Raw genomic sequence first — 17,355 nt, forward strand, 5'->3', positions numbered from 1 at the left:
GGTAACGTCAAGCTCCGGGAGGCCGAAAATGACGACTGCACCGTCCGATCGCGACCGCACCGCCACCCGGCTGCTCCGCTCGTCGGCCGAGCACTCGTACGACCCGGAGGTCGAGATCGACTGGGAGGCGCCGTTCGCCGAGGGCAAGTACTTCGTGCCGCCGCACCGCTCCAGCCTCTACGGCACCGCCCTGTGGGACCGGCTCAGCCCGGAACAGCGCATCGAGCTCACCAAGCACGAGGTGGCCAGCATCGCCGGCCTCGGCGTCTGGTTCGAGACGATCCTCATGCAACTCCTGGTCCGCGAATACTTCAAACAGGACCCGACCGCCCCGCACGCCCAGTACGCGCTGACCGAGATCGGCGACGAGTGCCGCCACTCGGTGATGTTCGGCCGGATGATCGCGCGGCTGGGCACCCCGGTCTACCAGCCGCACGGGTTCAACCAGTGGCTCGGCAAGTGGATCGCGCACACCGGTGTCGGCCCGCGGATGTACGCGGCGATCCTGATCGCCGAGGAGATCCTGGACACGCTGCAGCGCGAGGCGATGGCCGACGAGAACGTGCAGCCGCTGGTGCGGATGGTGTCGCGGATCCACGTGGTCGAGGAGGCCCGGCACGTGCGCTACGCCCGGGAGGAGCTGGCCCGGCAGATCCGCGGCGCCGGGCGGGGGCGGCTCGCCTTCGACAAGCTGGTGATCGGGCGGGCGGCGTACCTGACCGGCACCCGGCTCGTCGACCCGCGCGTCTACCGGGCGGTCGGCATCGACCCGGAGGAGGGGCGCCGGGCGGCGCGGGCGAATCCGTACCACCGGGAGACCATGCGGTGGGCGGGGGAGCGGGTGGTCACCTTCCTCACGGACCTCGACCTGATCGGCGGGCCGGGCACCGCCCTGTGGCGCGCCTCCGGGCTGCTGCCCCGCGCGGCCTGACCCGAGGTTCGCTATCGTTCGCGATCATGGAGGGAACGCGGCGGTACGGCCGGCGGGATCTGATCGACGCCTACCTTGCCGCCCAGGGCGGGAAGTACGGCGGATACCTTCCGGAGTCGTCGACCTTCAACGCGGCGCTGCTCGTGCACCACCGGGCCATGCTCGCCGGGCTGGAACGGCTCTTCGAGATCCGCCTCGCCCATGAGGGGATGAGCGAGTTCGGCCACCGGACGCTGTTCATGCTCTTCACCTCGACCGTGCGCTCGCTGCTCGGGCAGACCGCGCCCTGGTCGGACTTCCTGGAGGCCGGGCTGCTGCACCGCACGCTGGAGGCCACGCCGGTGAACGCCCGCGTGATGGCCGCCAGCGACCGGATCTGGATGCGGATGGCCGAGTCCCGCGAAGACCACCTGGACATCCTCGACGCGCTGCTGACCGTCTTCCTCGGCGACCGCGCCGAGCGCACCTTCAGCGCCGCCGACCTGCGCGCGATCGGCGTCGGCGTCGAGCCGCCCCGCCTGTCCGACTTCTCCGACGACTGAGCGTCAGCCGGTTGCCTCGGCTGACGCTCAGTGTTGCCCGGCGCCGCGCCTGCTCAGCGACGGACCACGTGCGCCGTCTTGGCGGCCGGGTGCCGCGACAGCAGGCGGACGTCGCTGTTCTCCGCCTCCGGCTCGTCCTCGCCGGCGTGGTCCACCGGTGCGAACGCCTCGGCCAGTTTGTCGCCGTGGATCTTCTTCGGCTCCGCCGGTACGTGTTGTTCGGTCATCCGTTCATCGTCGTCCAGTCGCCGCGGACGCGGCGGCGAATCGCGACAACGATCAGCCGGCAACCCGGTTGAGCAGGGCGTTGAGCAGCGCGGCCGGCGTCTGCGGGTCGTCCAGCGTGACCGCGAACCGGCGGCCGTCGCGCAACTGCAGCACCAGGCCCGGCCCGGCGCGCAGCACCAGCGCCGAACGGCCCGGCGTGACCCGGTAACCCCAGCCACCCCACGCCATCGGATCGATCTCCGCCACCTCGGCGCCGGCGATGTCGCCGAGCGGGATCCGCTTCACCGGCACCCCGAACAGCCCGGTCACCAGCCGCAGCCCGCGACGGTCCGCGGTGACCCGGATCCGCCCGAACGCCAGCCCCGCCGCCAGCGGAATCAGCGCCACGAACCACAGCGCCGGCGGCCCGGTCAGCGCGAGCACCATCACCAGCACGGCGGACGCCAGCGTCACCCCGGCGATCAGCGGCGCGCGCAGGGTCGTGCTGAACCCGGCCCGCTCCGTCGGCCCCAGAGCCAGCGGATTCACCGCGGGTCCCACGGGCAGCACCGGCCGCGAGACCCGCCCGGCCGCCAGCCACACGACCAGGCCCCAGGCGAGGCCGGCCGCGAAGTACAGGAAACGCCACCCCAGTCGCGGCTCGACCGGGTCCGCGAGCGCGGCGGTCGCGGTCGCCGCCCACATGCCGGCGGTCGCCCCCGACGCGGCGCCGGCGCCGACGAGCAGGAAACGCGCGTTCGACAGCCGCCGCGCGGCCACCCCGATCGCTTCGCGATCAACCCCGTCATCGGTACGGGACGCGCCCCGCCCCACGTCGCGTCCCTCCGTGCCGCCGTCGGCTGCCCGCGGCGGTCCGGTGCCATCGGCTCCACGGGTGAGGCGCTCAGCGCGGGCCGCGACGACGGCCGCCACCACGGCGACCACGCCGGCCACCACGCCGATGACGACCATGGTCGTCCAGAAGCCCTCGGTGGAACTGAAACGGTCCGGCGCGCCGGACGGGCCCCAGTGCGTGGCGACGCGGGCCGGCAACCGGCCGGACCAGCTGCCCCACGTGGCCGCGGTGACGGCCACCGGTAGCCAGACCAGCACCGCCGCTGCCCACAGTCTCCTCACGGCTGTGCCTCCTTCACGATCGCCAGCATCTCTGCCTCCTCCAGTCCCTGCCGTCTCGCCTCGCGAACGAACTGCCGCGCCAACTCGACCAACCGCAGCCGCGTCGCGTCGGCATCCCCGCGCACCACGGCCCCGCGGCCCCGCCGCAGCTCGATCAGCTCCTCGTCGCGCAGCTGCGCATACGCCCGGAGCACGGTGTGCAGGTTGACATCCAGCACCTCCGCGAGCTCCCGCGCGGACGGCAGCCGCTCACCCGCGGACAGGTCGCCGCGCATGATGCCGCCGCGCACCTGAGCAGCGATCTGATCAGCCAGCGGCTCGGCCGCCGCCACGTCCACCCGGAACAACATGTTCGCATTCTACTATAACAATGCCGCTCCTCCGCAAGCGCCGCCGCGCGGCTCCCGCCGCACCAGTCCATGGGAGGTGATCCGGGAGGCCGGTGTGGATTACGCCGAGCCGGCGCGCACTCGCGGCCACGGTGGCGGATGCGGGAATCCGGGTCGGCCCGGCATGCTCGGCTGCTGCGCGGCCGTGCTCGTACTGCGCGCGGCTGGGCCCCTGGAAGCCGCAATGCTGAAACGAGGTCGCATCGAGCCGCTCAACCGGAGGTGAGGGCACCGCGCCGCCGCCGCGCTCGCGAGCGCGGCGGCTGGCTGGCCGCAGAGTGACGGCAGGCGGTGCGGGCAGGCGTGCGCCGTGTCGGTGGCGGGCCTGAGCTACGGGACGTGCCTGTGCCCGGCCGCGCGGTTCGGGGACGGGCTAACGGCGATCAGAGTCATCGCCGCATCAGAGATGGTCATCGGAGTGCCCGGGAACCGCTCGAGCGGAGCGATCGCCGGGCGAGGTGGAAGGATCAGCGCCGGGGCCGCCGGGATCAGTAGCGGCGCCGGTTCTGCAGCCGGGAGAACAGCCCGCGCAGCCGGCGCTGGTTCTCCGGTTTGGCGAGTTCCCGACGGCCCTGGTCGACGAGCCGCCGTCCCTGCGGGCCCTGCAGAAAGGCGCGGACACGTTGGGTCAGGGTTGCCATGTGGTGCCTCCTCGGATCACGTGTCCCAGTGGTACCCGCTCAGCGTGTGCCAGAACCAGGTTGCCGAGGGCGGGATTCCACCCGCCCGGCCGGCATCACAACGACAGGCTGCCGGCCGCCTCTTCCAGGACGGCGAGCCGGGTCCGGGCCTGATCGCCGCGCGGCCACAGCACTGCCAGGGTGGTGACGCCCAGCTCGGCGTACCGGCCGAGGCAGTCCCGGAACGCCTCGATCGAGTCCAGCGGACGTTCCCCGCCGTACCCGAGAACCGCCAACCGGGCGAGACCGGCGGGATCGCGGCCGTGCTGGACGCAGATCTCGTCCAGCTCGGTGATCTGCCGCCGGATCTCGCGGTAGGGCGTGCCCGCGTAGACCGCCGGGTTCTGCCCCACGTCCTGGGTGATCCAGAGGTCGGCGAACCGGGCCGCCAATTGCATGCCCCGCGCGGCCGTGGCCGCGACCGCGAGCTGCGGCCGACGGGGTTCGCCGCCGCCGATGGCCACGGCCCGGGCGTTGAAGTAGCGGCCGGTGTATTCGGTGCTCTCCTGACTGAGCAGCAGGTGCGTGAGTTCGGTCCATTCGGCGAACCGGGCGGTGCGCTCGGCTCGGGTCAACGGCCGGCCGCCGAAGGCGTCCGAGTCGCCGCCCGGGCCGCCGGCGCCGACACCCAGCACGAACCGTCCCTCGGCGAGGGCGTCCAGGCTCAGCGCTGCTTTCGCGGAGGTGACCGGGTGCCGGAAATTCGGCGCCGTCACCATGGTGCCCACGCCGATGCGGGTGGTCGCGGCCGCGACCGCGGCGAGCACGGTGTACGCCTCGTGCCACACCGGCCGCCCGTTGAGGTTTAGATGGTCGTAGAGCCAGCCCCGGCCGATGCCCAGGCGCTCGGCGTGCAGCCACTCGCTGCGCAGCTGCGGCCATGGCTGGTCCGGCCACATGATCACATCGAGCTGCACGGTGGTTCGCCTTTCGTCGTGGGTCACATGTCAGCCCGCGGCAGACGTTGTGGATCTTCCATCAGGTGATCGCACACGGACAACCGCCACTCGGCGCCGAAGGCGGCGCACTCGCGAGTGGGATGCCCGCGCTCGGCTGTCGAAGCGGCTCGCCGGTGACGGACGTCGCATCCCGCCGCTTCAGCAAGACCCACACCGGCCGAGCGGCGCCTCGCCGGCGGACCGATAGGGTGGCCGACGCATTCACGGACATTGTGGACGATCGGCGAGGTGGCTCAGGTGGACGAGGGCAAGCGGGTTGAGGTGCGGGTTTCGCGACGGCGGGGAAGGCGGCCGGCGCGGCCTGATCCGGCGGCGGGGCCGGTGGGGGCGTTCGCGGATCGGCTGTGGCGGTTGAAGCAGGAGGCCGGTGATCCGTCCTACACCGAGATGGCGGAGAAGCTGGGGGCGGCGGCGTCGAAGTCGTCGCTGGCCGCGGCTGCGCAGGGGCGGGTGCTGCCGAGCTGGGAGACCACCTGGGAGTTCGTGCGGGTGCTCGCGGTGGATCGGCTGGGGCGGGACGCGCTCGAGGTGGAGAAGGAGTGGCGCGAGGAGTGGGCGCGGGCGCAGGCGGGGTGGGAAACGGAGCCGGGGCCCGAGCCATCGCCGGAACCAGCGCCGGAGCCGGGGGCGCGGCGGCGGAGTACGCGGCTGGCGGTGCTCGTGGCTTCGGTGGTGGCCGCGGTGGTGGGGGTGAGCGTCGGGTTCGTGCTGTTCGGGCGCGCGGACCGCGCCGGTGAGGTGGACACGGCTGCGGTGGGGGCGCACGACGACTCGCAGTTCGAGGGGGACATCACCTATCCGGACGGGAGCCTGGTGCCGCCGAACTCGTCGTTCACGAAGGTGTGGCGGCTGCGGAACACCGGGACCGTGGTGTGGGCCAACCGGTTCCTGGCGCGGGCCAACGAGCAGCCCTGCGCGGCGCCGGAGTTGGTGGCTATTCCGCAGACCAAGCCGGGGGAGACCGTGGACATCTCGGTGACGGTGCGGACCCCGGCGGGGCCGGCCACCTGCAAGATCTTCTGGAAGATGGCGGATGAGCAGGGGCGCACCATGTTCCCGGCGAAGCGGCCGATCTTCCTGGACGTGCGGGTGGGGGAGCGGTGAGGCCCACGGGCCTCACCGCTCCGGCGGTCAGCCGCAGTTGGTGCCGCGCTTGCCGCCCTCGGTGCCGCTGATCCGGCCCATCCAGTCGACGCACTTGTCGGCCGCGTGCAGGTAGAGCGGGCCGGCGTACGAGGTGTAGTAGCCGCCGTCGTACTTGGTCCAGTGGTTGCCGACCGGGTGGACCGCCAGGCCGGCCTCGACCAGCACCGCGGAACCGACGCTGTTGCGCTTGGCGACCACGCAGTTGTAGCCGTTGGACGCGTTGTAGGTGAGGAACACCGTCCCCTTCGTGCCGATCGACGCCGAGTTGACGACGCCGTAGCCGGAGCCGCACTCACCGCCGTAGCTGGCCGCCTGCGCCGGGGTGGCGGTGGCGAGGACGGCGGCCGCCGAGGCCGCGAACGCTGCTGCTGCGATCTTCTTCATGGGGGTGGCTCCTCTCAGCCGCAGTTCGTGCCGTAACGGGTCTTGGACGCGGTGCCGATCGTGCCGCCCCAGTCGACGCACGAGCCGGCCGCCGAGACGTAGACAGGTCCGGCGTACGTGGTGAAGTTGCCGCTGTCCTTGACGTAGGACGACGTGCCGGACCGGCGCAGGTACGCCTCCATGAGCGTGGCCGTGCCGGGCCGCTCCCGGATCGTGACGACGCAGTTCTTCCCGGTGGAGGCGTTGTAGGTGAGGTACACCGTGCCCCGCAGGTCGGGAAGGTCGATCAGGTTCACGACGCCGTAGCCGGAGCCGCACTGGCCGCCGTAGAGCGCGGCCTGCGCCGGCGCGGCGCCCATCGTGACCCCCGCCGCGGTGGCGGCAGCGGTCAGGCCCACCGCGGCGACCTTCTGTGAGATTCGCACGAGCGAATGCCCTTTCTGCTGTGGTTCGTTGCGGCCCTGACGCTGGCATGCGGGGTGCCCGGACAACAGCGGATCGTCGTCCGTGAATCGTCCGCTGGAGAATTCGGAGAAAAGATCCGCAGGTGGCATAAGCGCGGGGCCTTCGTGGTTGAGGTCGGTTGACACGTCAATTACTTGGAGGCAAGTGCCATGACCGACCTTCTTCTGGGCCTCGACACGTTCGGCGACGTGCCGGAGGACGACGCCGGCGCTCTCGTCTCGCACGCCGCCGCGATCCGGCAGGTGGTCGAGGAGGCGGTGATCGCCGACGAGCTCGGCGTCGACGCCATCGCGCTCGGCGAGCACCACCGCCCGGAGTACTCGATCTCCACGCCGGAGACGGTGCTGGCCGGGATCGCCACCCGTACGTCGCGGATCAAGCTGGGCTCCGGCGTGACCGTGCTCAGCTCCGACGACCCGGTGCGCGTCTTCCAGCGCTTCGCGACCGTGGACGCCCTGTCCGGCGGCCGGGCCGAGGTGATCCTCGGGCGCGGGTCGTTCACCGAGTCGTTCCCGCTGTTCGGCTACGACCTGGCCGACTACGAGGTGCTCTTCGAGGAGAAGCTCGACCTGTTCGTCAAGCTGCTCGACGAGAAGCCGGTGACCTGGTCGGGGACCACCCGGGCCGCGCTGGAGGGCGCGGACGTCTTCCCGAAGACCGAGTCCGGGCGGCTGGCCAGCTGGGTCGGGGTGGGTGGCTCGCCGCAGTCGGTGGTGCGCACCGCGCGGCACGGGCTGCCGCTGATGCTGGCGATCATCGGTGGGGCGCCAGAGCGGTTCGCGCCGTACGTCGACCTGTACCGGCGGGCCGCGGAGCAGCTGGGCACGGTCGCGCACCCGGTCGGGATGCACTCGCCGGGCTTCGTGGCCGACACCGACGCGGAGGCGAAGGAGATCTTCTACCCGTTCTACAAGGTGCAGCGTGACCGGATCGGCGCGCTGCGCGGGTGGCCGCCGCTGCGCAAGAGCGAGTTCGACGCCGAGGTGGAGCACGGCTCGCTGTACATCGGGTCGCCGGAGACGGTCGCCCGCAAGATCGCCGCTGCGGTGGACGTGCTCGGCGTGGGCCGCTTCGACATGATCTACACGGCCGGCGCCCAGCCGGTCAGTGCCCGGTTGCGCGCCGTGGAGCTGTTCGGTTCCAAGGTCGCGCCGATGGTTCGGGAGATGGTGGCGCGATGACGACGATCGGCATCCTCGGTGCGGGCAAGCTCGGCACCGTGCTGGCCCGGCTGGCGCTGCGGGCCGGCTACGACGTGCTCGTGGCCGGCTCGGGCGACCCGGCGAAGATCGCCCTGATCGTGGAGGTGGTCACGCCGGGCGCGGTCGCGGTGACCGCCGTGGAGGCGGCCGAGCGGGCGGACGTGGTGATCCTCGCCCTCCCGCTCGGCAAGTACCGCACGCTGCCGGTGGAGGCGCTGCGCGGCAAGCTGGTGATCGACGCGATGAACTACTGGTGGGAGGTCGACGGCATTCGTGACGACCTGGCGTCGTCCAGCGAGCTGGTGCGGGCGTTCCTGCCGGAGTCGCGGGTGGTCAAGGCGTTCAACCACATGGGCTATCACGACCTCGACCGGGGTGAGCGCAAGGGCATCGCCATCGCCGGCGCGGACCTCGAGGAGGCGGCCGCGCTGGTGGACGCCTTCGGGTTCGACCCGGTGATCGCCGGCCCGCTGAGTGAGGGCGTGCGGATGGAGCCCGGCACCGAACTGTTCGGCGCGAACGTCGACGCGGCCGAGGTGCGGGCGATGCTCGACCGTTACCCCAGCCGCCAGCCGGCCGCGACCGACTCCCGGCAGGACGCCGGGTCGTCGCCGCAGCTGACGTAGAGGGCGGTCAGCATGGGCGCGCCGTTGCCGAGCGCGGCGCGGGGCAGGGGACCGGTGGTGACCAGCGAGGCCAGCCCGTGGCCGATGGCCCAGCTCTGGGTGGCCAGGGTCAGCGGGTCGACGTCGGCACGGAACCGGCCCTGCTCCTTCGCCCGCTCGGCGGCGCGCACCAGGGTGTGCAGCGACTCGTCGGCGGCGGCCGGGTCCTCCAGGTCGAAGCCGGCGTCGAACATGACCCGGTAGAGGTCGGGGTTGGCCAGCGCGTTGGACAGGTAGGCCGAGCCGAGCGCGGCCAGGTCGCGCACCGGGTCGGCGGTGACCGCGACGGTGGCGAGCTCGGCCGCCAGCCGGGTGAATCCCTCCTGCCGCATGGCGCGCCACAGGCCGTCCATGCCGCCGAAATACGTGTACACCGCCATGGTCGACACGCCGGTGCCGGCGACCACGGCCCGCAGGGTGACCGGCTCGCGGGCCCGCAGCATCTGCGCGGCCCGCTCGATCAGCAGGGTGCGGACCGCGGGGTCCTTCGTCCGAGCCATGGCGCCACTATACATAGCAGTGCTATACATTGGGCATGGCTGTGACGCTGATGAACCCCGACGGACTCCCCAAACCCGACGTCTACCGGCAGATGTCGATCGCCACCGGCTCCCGCATGGTGTTCCTCGCCGGGCAGGTCGCCCGCGACGCCGACGGCACCCCGGTCGGGCCCGGCGACCTGGCCGCCCAGGTCGAGCAGGCCTACCTCAACATCGCCACCGCCCTGGCCGCCGCCGGTGGCAGCTTCGACGACGTGGCGAAACTGACCGTCTACGTCGTCGACTGGTCGCCGGAGAAGATGCCGCTGCTCGGTGAGGGCGTCGGCCGGGCCGCCGCGAAACTCGGCGTCGACCCGGTCAAGCCGATCACGCTGCTCGGCGTGGCGGCGCTCGGCGAGCCCGATCTGCTGGTCGAGGTCGAGGCGGTCGCGGTCATCGACTGACCAGCGCGGCGAGCTGCCGGACCGGCTCGGACCAGGCGTGCGGGTGGCTCCACGGGAAGCAGTGGGCGCCCGGCATCTCCACCTGCCGGCCGAGCCGGCGGGTCCAGGCCGCGCTGCACAACCGGTCGCGCCGGCCCCGCAGGACCAGCACCGGCACGGTGACCCGGCGCAACGGGTCCTCGATGCGGTGCCTGCGGTGGATGCCGACCAGGTGGGTCAGGCGGCGCGGGCCGGCCCGCCACCACTCCGTGGCCTGCGTCGCGGTCAGCGCCGGCGGCTGCGTGAGGCCCTCGACCGCCCAGCGGGCGGCCAGCGGGAAGCGGCCGCGGACGGCCGGATCGGTCATCGGCCCGGCCAGGACCAGGCCGGCGACCTCGGCGGCGCCGGCGGCGGCCTCGGCGACCACCTGCGTGCCGCTGGAATGACCGGCCAGGATCACCGGATCCGGCCGGTGGGCGGCCAGCCAGCCGGTGACCGCCCGGCTGTACTCGGCCACCGACAGCTCGTACGGCGGCTCGCCGCTGCCGGCCTGGCCGGGCAGCTCCAGCAGGTGCGCGCGGGTCCACTCACCCCAGGCGGCCAGGCCGGGCAGCAGATAGTCGGCGACGGCCAGGCCCGGCACCAGCACGATCTCGGGTACGCCCGGGCGCGGCGTGCCGAGCGTACGGCTGCGCATCCAGCCGAATTCTCCGTCGTGATACACCGTCCGTGGGGGCATGCCCCCTCATACCCACGTGATCAACGGCATAGGCCTGGCAGCAGCGGGTACGCCACAGGCATGAGTACTTCCCAGCCCACCGAGCGGCCGGAGTTCGAGCGGCCGATCGACCTCAACGACGACCCGGCGGCCCGGGGCAAGAGCGGGCCGGCTCCGACACCGGAACATCACCCGGACGACAACGACCTGCCCGGCCGGGTCACCGGCCCGGACACGCCACCGCGTACCTGATCGACCTATGAATTGAGCACCTCGTCCATCCCGCCCTCGCTGCGCCACCGGCGCAGCAGGTCGTGGAACGCGACCGGGCCCGGACCGTAGGAGAAGTTGACCGGGCGGGGGTTTCCCTCGCCGTTGTAGTAGCCCGGCGTGCACTCGGACTGGAACCTGAAGTTGTTCGGCGCGGTCTGCTGGATGGTCGCGGCCCACGCGGCCTCGGCCTCCGCAGACGGCTCTACCGTACGGGCGCCGCGCTTCTCCGCCTCGGCGACAACCGCGCCGATGTGGGTGGCCTGCTCCTGCAGGACGTGGACGAAGTTGACCGACGCCGCGTTCTGGATCGCGCCGAGGTGGAACAGGTTCGGGAAGCCGTGGCTGTAGAAGCCGTGCAGCGTGCGCGGCCCGTTGCGCCAGTGACCGAGCAGCGGCAGGCCGCCGCGGCCGTGCACGGGCAGGGTGCCGGAGAGCACGCCGGAGACGCCCACCTCGAAGCCGGTGGCGAAGATGACGCAGTCGACGTCGAACTCGGTGTCGCCGACCACCACACCGGTCTCGGTCATCCGGGTGATGCCGCCGGTGTCGGCGGTGTCGACCAGCGTCACGTTCGGGCGGTTGAAGCTCTGCAGGTAGTGGTCGCTGAAGGTGGGCCGCTTGCACATGTAGCGGTACCACGGCTTGAGCAGCTCGGCGGTGGCCGGGTCCTCGACCAGCTCGTCGACGCGGGCCCGGATCTGGTCCATCTTGCGGAAGTCGGCGATCTCGTCGAGGTACTCGCGTTCCTCTTCGGAGAGGTTGACGTCCAGCGAGCCGGTCAGCATCTGCCGCTGCAGGCGGGCGGTGGAGGTCCAGCCGTCGTCGATCAGGTCCTCGGCTGCGTAGCCGCCGGTGACGATGGTCAGGAAGTTCTCCATCCGCTCCTGCTGCCAGCCGGGCTGCAGTGAGGCGGCCCAGGCCGGGTCGGTGGGGCGGTTGTCGCGCACGTCGACCGAGGACGGGGTGCGCTGGAAGACGTAGAGCTGTTCGGCGTCGCGGGCCAGGTGCGGGACGATCTGGATGGCGGTGGCGCCGGTGCCGACCACGCCGACCTTCTTGTCGGCGAGTTTGTGCAGGCCACCGTCCTGGTCGCCGCCGGTGTAGTCGTAGTCCCAGCGGCTGGTGTGGAAGGTGTGCCCGCGGTAGGACTCGATGCCGGGGATGCCGGGCAGTTTCGGCTGGGTCAGGGTGCCGGAGGAGACCACGACGTAGCGGGAGCGGAACTCGTCGCCGCGGTCGGTGCGCACGGTCCACTCGGCGGCCTCGTCGTCCCAGCGCAGCTCGATGACGCGGGTGTGGAACAGCGTGTCGTCGTAGAGGCTGAAGTGCTTGGCGATCGCGACGGCGTGCTGGCGGATCTCCTCGCCCGGGGCGTAGCGCCACTTGGGGACGTAGCCGACCTCCTCCAGCAGCGGCATGTAGACCGTGGCCTCGACGTCGCAGTGCAGGCCGGGGTAGCGGTTCCAGTACCAGGTGCCGCCGAAGTCACCGGCCTCGTCGATCATCCGCAGTTCCTGGATGCCGGCCTGCCGCAGCCGGGCGCCGGTGACCAGGCCGCCGAAGCCGCCGCCGATGACGACCGCCTCGACGCGGTCGTGGACCGGGGCCCGCTCGGTGCGTTCGGTGTACGGGTCGGTGGCGTAGTAGCCGAACTCGCCGGCGGCCCGGCGGTACTGGGTGGCGCCGTCCGGGCGGATGCGGCGGTCGCGCTCCACCCGGTACCTCGTGCGCATCGCGTCGAGTTCCGCGGGCGTGAAGCGGTGGGGAAGGTGGGGGATGGACATGTGGTGCCTTTCGGGGGTGCGTCCGGTGCGGCGAGCCCACAATTTAAAGCACCTGACTGAACATTTGGGTGTCCGAAAGGCTTACTGTCCGAAACATCCACTATGCGGGGCGCGGTACAGACCCTCGATCGCATCGATGAGCGACACCGCGGTGGCCGACCAATCCGGCTCGGCGGTGCGCTCACGCTGGGCACAGAACTGCACGATCAACGTGTGCGCCATCTCGTCGCGCTCACTCTGCGCCTGCGGCGTGAGGTGCGGCACGCAATCATGCAGCCGGTCGGTCACCGCCCGCAGCATCGGCGCGTCGGCGAGCTCGGCCGCGGCGAGCTGTCGCAGCGCGGGCTCGGTCATCACCTGGGCGGCGAACCGGGCATACCAGCTCGGATTGCCCAGCTCGGCCAGGTGGTCGGTGAACGGCTGCACCAGGCAGGTGACCCGATCACGCAGGTCGGCGCTGCCGGCGAACCGGTCCAGCAACACGCGCCGGCTGCGCTCCATCGGCTCGGCGTGGCCGCGCACGAGCGCCCGGACCAGGCCGTCCTTGGTGCCGAAGTGGTAGCCGACCGCGGCGTTGTTGCCCTGCCCGGCCGCCTCGCTGATCTGCCGGCTGGACACCGCGGCCACGCCGTGCTCGGCGAAGAGCCGCTCGGCGGTCACCAGGAGGCGCACCCGGGTCGCCTCGGTGCGGCTCACCGCGCGGCTCACCGCGCGGCTCCCGGGCGGACCAGACCCGTCTCATAGGCCACCACTACCGCCTGCACCCGGTCGCGCAGATCGAGCTTGGCGAGGATCCGCTTCATGTGCGTCTTGATCGTCGACTCCTCGACGAACAGCTCGGCCGCGATCTCCACATTTGACAGGCCCCGCGCCACCAGCGCGAGCACGTCGCGCTCGCGGGCGGTCAGGGCATGCAGCCGCCGCGCCAGCGCCGGGTCCGGCGGCGCCGCCGCCGCCATGCGATCAATCACCGTACGCGTGACGGACGGTGACAGCAGTGACTCGCCCGCGGCGACGGTGTGAATGGCCTCGATCAGCTGCTCCGGTCGGGTCCGCTTCAGCAGGAACCCGGACGCGCCGGCACTGAGCGCCCCGAACACGTAGTCGTCGTCCTCGAACGTGGTCAGGATCAGCACCCGCGCGGCCGGCACCGCCTCGCTCAGCGCGCGGGTGGCGGCGATCCCGTCGAGGTGCGGCATGCGCACGTCCATGAGCACCACGTCGGGCGCGGCGCCGGCGGCCAGGGTGACGACCTCGCGGCCGTCGGACGCCTCCCCGACCACCTCGATCGTGTCGTCGCTGGAGAGCACCGCCCGCAGCCCGGCCCGCATCAGATCGTCGTCGTCGACGATCAGCACCCGCAGCGGCCCGTCGCCGGTCATGCGATGGCGCCGACCGTCGCGGGTGGCGCATAGGGCAGGCGGGCACGCAGCCGGAACAGGCCGGTCTCGGCGGTGTCGGCCTCGAGCGTGCCGTCGAGCAGGGCGGCGCGCTCGCGCATCCCCACGATGCCCATCCCGCCGCCGGGGCGCTGCCGGTCGCCCACCGGGTTGCTGACCACGATCTCGACGGCCGCCGTGCCGTAGGACATCCGCACGTCGGCGCGCCCGGACCCGTGCCGGGCCGCGTTGGTCAGCGCCTCCTGCAGAATCCGGTAGGCCGCCCAGGCCACCCCGCTGGGCAGCCCGCGTGGCGCGCCCTGGAAGGTGGTCGAGACCTCCAGGCCGCCGGCCCGGTGCCGGTCGACCAGCTGCTCCAGATCCTCCGTGCCGGCCGGGGCCGGCGCCACGTCGGTCAGCCGGGGACCCTCGCGCAGGGCCCGGACCAGGCGATCGATGTCGGCGATCGTGCCGTGCGCGACCTCCTCGATCGTCTCGATGGCCCGGCGCGACCGCTCCGGATCACGCTCGTGCAGCAGCCGGGCCGCGCCGGCCTGCACCAGGATCACGTTGATCGCATGGCCGGCCGAGTCGTGCAGCTCACGGGCGATGCGGGTGCGCTCCTGCGCCGCGGCGAGCTGGCGCTGCGACTGCAGCTCCAGGCTGCGCAGCCGGGCCGTGACCTCCAGCTCGGCGATCCGCTCCTGGCGCAGCCGGCTGCGGTCACCGGCCGTCCACACCAGCGCGAACATCGTGACCCAGGCGACCATGCCGGACGCCATGCCGCGCACTGACCTGTCGTTGAGCAGGATCAGGACCATGGCTGACGGCAGGAAAGCGGCGACGCTCGCGGCCGCCCACAGCCGGCGGTGCGGCGTGACACCGCCACCGACCGCCTCGGCCAGCACATAGGTCGCGATCAGCAGGCCGGGTGGGACGTCCATCGCGTAGTCGAGCGCGATCAGGCCCAGGGTGGCGACGGCCGACCCGCCGAAGGCGGCGCCGGGCGCGCGGCGCGACCAGAGCAGCGGGAGAACCGACCCGACCGCCAGCACGAGGCCGGCCAGGTCGAGCGGACGGTAGTCGCCGGTGTTGCCGCCGAGGCCACCCTGATGCAGCATCACCACGGTGAACAGGCCGGCGGCCAGCGCCACGACGGCGTCGAGCGCGGCCTTCATCTGCGATCCCACGGCAAACAGCGTACGGGCGCAGGACCGGGCGGCGAGTCCCTCACGGGGAGCATCCCGCATCCCCCTGTGGGGGTACGAGCGAAGCCCACCTCAGGGCGATTCGGCGGAGCGGCCGTCGTCCCTAGCGTCGGTTCCCGTCGTCATTTCGCAGGCGGAGGGAACCTTGTGATGAGCGGGATCGCGGTGCGGGCGCGCCGGCGCAGCGTGTTCGAGAGGCTGGCCGGCTGGTCCTATCGGCGCCGCTGGACCGCGTTGCTGCTGTGGGTGGTCGTCGTGGCGGGGGTGACCGCCGGGGCCGGGCTGGCCGGCGACGACTACCGCAACGACTTCACCCTGCCCGGGGCCGAGTCGCAGCAGGCGCAGGATGTGCTGGCCGAGCGGGCGCCGGCCCGGGCCGGCGGCACGCTGGAGATCGTCGTGCAGGATCCGGCCGGAGTGCAGCGGCCAGCCACCCGGGCGGCTGTCGAGGGGATGCTGGCTCAGGTCCGGCAGCTGCCGCACGTGGCTGACGTGGCGGCGCCGTTCACCGCGGTGTCGCAGGACGGCACGATCGCCTATGCGACGGTGACGCTCGACGTCGGGGCCGAGGCGATGCCCGCCGAGGACACCCGCCGGATCATCGAGACGGCACAGGTGCCCGGCCTCACCGTCGAGGTGGGTGGCGACCCGGCGCGCGCGGCCGAGGAGGCCGAAGGCGGCGCCGCGGAAGGAGCCGGGCTGCTGGCGGCTCTGGTGGTGCTGGTGCTGCTCTTCGGCTCGCTGCTGGCCGCGAGCCTGCCGATCGTGATCGCGGTCTTCGCCGTCGGCACCGCGATCGGCCTGGTGGTGCTCGCCTCGCACGTGGCGACCGTCGCCGACTTCACCACGCCGCTGGTGATCCTCGTCGGCCTCGGCGTGGGCATCGACTACGCGCTGCTCGTCTTCTCCCGGTTCCGCGGGGAGCTGGCCGCTGGGGCCGAGCGGGCGGCGGCGGTGCGCACCGCGCTCGACACCGCCGGGCGGACGGTGTTCTTCGCCGGCACGACGGTGATCATCGCGTTGCTCGGTCTGGTGCTGCTCGGGCTCGGCGCGCTGCAGGGGGTGGCGGTGGCGCTGGCGGTCACCGTGCTGGTCACCATGCTGGCGGCGCTGACCCTGCTGCCGGCGCTGCTCAGCCTGTTCGGCGCGCGCCTCGAGCGGACCATGACCCGGCGGGCGCAGCGCGGCCGCACCGCACGGGAAGAGGGGCGCGTCTGGCGGCGGTGGAGCGACGGGGTCGCCCGCCGGCCGTGGCCGGCCGTGCTGCTGCCGCTGGTCGCGCTGCTCGGGCTGGCCGCGCCGGTGCTCGACATGCGCCTCGGTTTCGCCGACGCCGGCAACGACGCCGACAGCAAGACCAGCACCCGGGCCTACGACCTGCTGGCCGAAGGCTTCGGTCCGGGGTTCAACGGGCCGCTCGTGGTCGTGGTCGACGGCGGTGGGAAGGCGGTGCAGAGCGCGGCACAGGCCGTGCGGCAGGCGATCGCGGCCACTCCGGGTGTCGCGGCGGCGATCGCGCCCTTCGCCGCTGCGGGCGGTGACGTGGCCACCGTGATCGCCTATCCGGCGTCGGCCCCGCAGGACGAGGCGACCGCGGAACTCGTCGCCACTCTGCGTGACGACGTGCTGGCACCGGTGGCACGGGACAACGACGTCACCGTGCTGGTGGGCGGGCCGACGGCCGCCGTCATCGACGTGTCGGACGCGATCGCCGAGCGGTTGCCGCTGTTCATCGCCGTCGTCGTCGGGTTGTCGGCGCTGTTGCTGCTCGTGCTGTTCCGGTCGCTGGTGATCCCGGTGAAGGCCGCGGTGCTCAACCTGCTCAGCGTGGGCGCGGCGATGGGTGTCATCACGCTGGTGTTCCAGCACGGAGCCTTCGGTGTACCGCCCGGGCCGATCGAGGCCTACGTGCCGGTGATGATTTTCGCGATCGTGTTCGGCCTGTCGATGGACTACGAGGTGTTCCTGCTCGCCCGCATGCATGAGGAGTGGGAGCGCACCGGTGACGCCCGCGGCGCGGTCCGCGAAGGACTGGCCACGACCGGGCGGGTCGTCACCGCGGCGGCGGCGATCATGGTGGTGGTGTTCGGGGCGTTCGTGCTCTCGCCGGACCGGATGCTGCAGCAGTTCGGCCTCGGTCTGGCGGTCGCCGTCCTGATCGACGCGGTGATCATCCGATGCCTGCTGCTGCCGGCGGTGATGCACCTGTTCGGGGCGCGGGCCTGGTGGTTGCCGGCGGGCCTGGCGCGCCGGCTGCCGCGGCTGGCACTGGAACACCGGTAGGGGGCCGGCCTCGGGTCGTCCTCCCGGGTGACGAGTTTAAGGTCACACAGCGTTACATTCGTCCGATGTGAGGCTCGCGGG

Annotated in this window: 21 protein-coding genes; 8 read left to right on the plus strand and 13 right to left on the minus strand. The window is 72.3% G+C overall.

Features of this window, described 5'->3' with window-relative positions; all coding sequences use genetic code 11:
* Window positions 1–28: 28 nt before the first annotated feature.
* Together AB0F81_RS17450 and AB0F81_RS17455 are read left to right on the plus strand one after the other, a co-directional pair.
* Entirely contained in the window at window positions 29–931 is a 903-nt protein-coding gene (locus AB0F81_RS17450; protein WP_360198060.1) for a diiron oxygenase, read from the plus strand.
* 26 nt (window positions 932–957) lie between these two features.
* Window positions 958–1,473, plus strand: coding sequence for a hypothetical protein (locus AB0F81_RS17455; RefSeq protein ID WP_360198063.1), 516 nt, complete (start codon window positions 958–960; stop codon window positions 1,471–1,473).
* A 53-nt stretch (window positions 1,474–1,526) separates the two neighbouring features.
* On the opposite strand, the gene AB0F81_RS17460 is transcribed toward AB0F81_RS17455, so the two are convergent.
* The 5 genes from AB0F81_RS17460 to AB0F81_RS17480 all read right to left on the minus strand — a co-directional run bounded on the left by AB0F81_RS17460 (window position 1,527) and on the right by AB0F81_RS17480 (window position 4,803).
* Window positions 1,527–1,700 (minus strand): hypothetical protein, encoded by a 174-nt coding sequence (locus AB0F81_RS17460; RefSeq protein ID WP_360198065.1) that lies wholly within the window; start codon window positions 1,698–1,700, stop codon window positions 1,527–1,529.
* A 52-nt stretch (window positions 1,701–1,752) separates the two neighbouring features.
* Entirely contained in the window at window positions 1,753–2,817 is a 1,065-nt protein-coding gene (locus AB0F81_RS17465) for a DUF1648 domain-containing protein (RefSeq protein WP_360198068.1), read from the minus strand.
* Window positions 2,814–3,167, minus strand: coding sequence for a GntR family transcriptional regulator (locus tag AB0F81_RS17470; RefSeq protein WP_360198071.1), 354 nt, complete (start codon window positions 3,165–3,167; stop codon window positions 2,814–2,816). Before AB0F81_RS17470 ends, AB0F81_RS17465 begins: the two co-directional genes overlap by 4 nt.
* Window positions 3,168–3,694: 527 nt before the next feature.
* Window positions 3,695–3,847, minus strand: a complete 153-nt coding sequence (locus tag AB0F81_RS17475; protein WP_360198074.1) for a hypothetical protein — start codon at window positions 3,845–3,847, stop codon at window positions 3,695–3,697.
* Window positions 3,848–3,942: 95 nt separating this feature from the next.
* Window positions 3,943–4,803, minus strand: a complete 861-nt coding sequence (locus AB0F81_RS17480; protein ID WP_360198077.1) for an LLM class flavin-dependent oxidoreductase — start codon at window positions 4,801–4,803, stop codon at window positions 3,943–3,945.
* Between the two features lie 363 nt (window positions 4,804–5,166).
* On the opposite strand from AB0F81_RS17480, the gene AB0F81_RS17485 reads away from it, so the two are divergent.
* Entirely contained in the window at window positions 5,167–5,949 is a 783-nt protein-coding gene (locus AB0F81_RS17485; protein ID WP_360198080.1) for an NBR1-Ig-like domain-containing protein, read from the plus strand.
* A 27-nt stretch (window positions 5,950–5,976) separates the two neighbouring features.
* On the opposite strand, the gene AB0F81_RS17490 is transcribed toward AB0F81_RS17485, so the two are convergent.
* Together AB0F81_RS17490 and AB0F81_RS17495 are read right to left on the minus strand one after the other, a co-directional pair.
* Window positions 5,977–6,375 carry a spore-associated protein A gene (locus tag AB0F81_RS17490; RefSeq protein ID WP_360198083.1) on the minus strand — a complete coding sequence of 133 codons (399 nt, stop codon included), beginning with the start codon at window positions 6,373–6,375 and terminating at the stop codon, window positions 5,977–5,979.
* Window positions 6,376–6,389: 14 nt separating this feature from the next.
* Window positions 6,390–6,800: a spore-associated protein A gene (locus AB0F81_RS17495; protein ID WP_360198086.1), complete on the minus strand. Its 411-nt coding sequence runs from the start codon at window positions 6,798–6,800 to the stop codon at window positions 6,390–6,392.
* A gap of 189 nt (window positions 6,801–6,989) precedes the next feature.
* Between AB0F81_RS17495 and AB0F81_RS17500 the strand changes: the two genes are divergently transcribed.
* Together AB0F81_RS17500 and AB0F81_RS17505 are read left to right on the plus strand one after the other, a co-directional pair.
* A complete protein-coding gene (locus tag AB0F81_RS17500) occupies window positions 6,990–8,021 on the plus strand; it encodes an LLM class flavin-dependent oxidoreductase (RefSeq protein WP_360198089.1) in 1,032 nt (343 codons plus the stop codon).
* Entirely contained in the window at window positions 8,018–8,668 is a 651-nt protein-coding gene (locus tag AB0F81_RS17505; protein WP_360198092.1) for an NAD(P)-binding domain-containing protein, read from the plus strand. Before AB0F81_RS17500 ends, AB0F81_RS17505 begins: the two co-directional genes overlap by 4 nt.
* On the opposite strand, the gene AB0F81_RS17510 is transcribed toward AB0F81_RS17505, so the two are convergent.
* Window positions 8,599–9,207 (minus strand): TetR/AcrR family transcriptional regulator, encoded by a 609-nt coding sequence (locus AB0F81_RS17510; protein ID WP_360198095.1) that lies wholly within the window; start codon window positions 9,205–9,207, stop codon window positions 8,599–8,601. The genes AB0F81_RS17505 and AB0F81_RS17510 overlap by 70 nt on opposite strands.
* Window positions 9,208–9,242: 35 nt before the next feature.
* Here AB0F81_RS17510 and AB0F81_RS17515 point away from each other — a divergent pair, with 35 nt between their 5' ends.
* Window positions 9,243–9,650: a RidA family protein gene (locus AB0F81_RS17515; protein WP_360198097.1), complete on the plus strand. Its 408-nt coding sequence runs from the start codon at window positions 9,243–9,245 to the stop codon at window positions 9,648–9,650.
* Here AB0F81_RS17515 and AB0F81_RS17520 read toward each other — a convergent pair.
* Window positions 9,640–10,326, minus strand: coding sequence for an alpha/beta hydrolase (locus tag AB0F81_RS17520; RefSeq protein WP_360198099.1), 687 nt, complete (start codon window positions 10,324–10,326; stop codon window positions 9,640–9,642). The genes AB0F81_RS17515 and AB0F81_RS17520 overlap by 11 nt on opposite strands.
* Window positions 10,327–10,428: 102 nt before the next feature.
* Between AB0F81_RS17520 and AB0F81_RS17525 the strand changes: the two genes are divergently transcribed.
* A complete protein-coding gene (locus AB0F81_RS17525; RefSeq protein WP_360198101.1) occupies window positions 10,429–10,599 on the plus strand; it encodes a hypothetical protein in 171 nt (56 codons plus the stop codon).
* Window positions 10,600–10,604: 5 nt separating this feature from the next.
* On the opposite strand, the gene AB0F81_RS17530 is transcribed toward AB0F81_RS17525, so the two are convergent.
* The 4 genes from AB0F81_RS17530 to AB0F81_RS17545 all read right to left on the minus strand — a co-directional run bounded on the left by AB0F81_RS17530 (window position 10,605) and on the right by AB0F81_RS17545 (window position 14,973).
* Complete coding sequence (locus tag AB0F81_RS17530) at window positions 10,605–12,404, minus strand: NAD(P)/FAD-dependent oxidoreductase (RefSeq protein ID WP_360198104.1); 1,800 nt, start codon at window positions 12,402–12,404, stop codon at window positions 10,605–10,607.
* Between the two features lie 81 nt (window positions 12,405–12,485).
* Window positions 12,486–13,112: a helix-turn-helix domain-containing protein gene (locus tag AB0F81_RS17535; RefSeq protein ID WP_360198107.1), complete on the minus strand. Its 627-nt coding sequence runs from the start codon at window positions 13,110–13,112 to the stop codon at window positions 12,486–12,488.
* Window positions 13,109–13,786: a response regulator transcription factor gene (locus AB0F81_RS17540; protein ID WP_360198110.1), complete on the minus strand. Its 678-nt coding sequence runs from the start codon at window positions 13,784–13,786 to the stop codon at window positions 13,109–13,111. Before AB0F81_RS17540 ends, AB0F81_RS17535 begins: the two co-directional genes overlap by 4 nt.
* Window positions 13,783–14,973, minus strand: a complete 1,191-nt coding sequence (locus tag AB0F81_RS17545; protein WP_360198113.1) for a histidine kinase — start codon at window positions 14,971–14,973, stop codon at window positions 13,783–13,785. The genes AB0F81_RS17540 and AB0F81_RS17545 overlap by 4 nt, the downstream gene beginning before the upstream one ends.
* A 168-nt stretch (window positions 14,974–15,141) precedes the next feature.
* On the opposite strand from AB0F81_RS17545, the gene AB0F81_RS17550 reads away from it, so the two are divergent.
* Complete coding sequence (locus AB0F81_RS17550) at window positions 15,142–17,274, plus strand: MMPL family transporter (protein WP_360198116.1); 2,133 nt, start codon at window positions 15,142–15,144, stop codon at window positions 17,272–17,274.
* Window positions 17,275–17,355 lie beyond the last annotated feature (81 nt).

The organism is Actinoplanes sp. NPDC024001 (assembly GCF_040638955.1).
GTDB lineage: Bacteria > Actinomycetota > Actinomycetes > Mycobacteriales > Micromonosporaceae > Actinoplanes.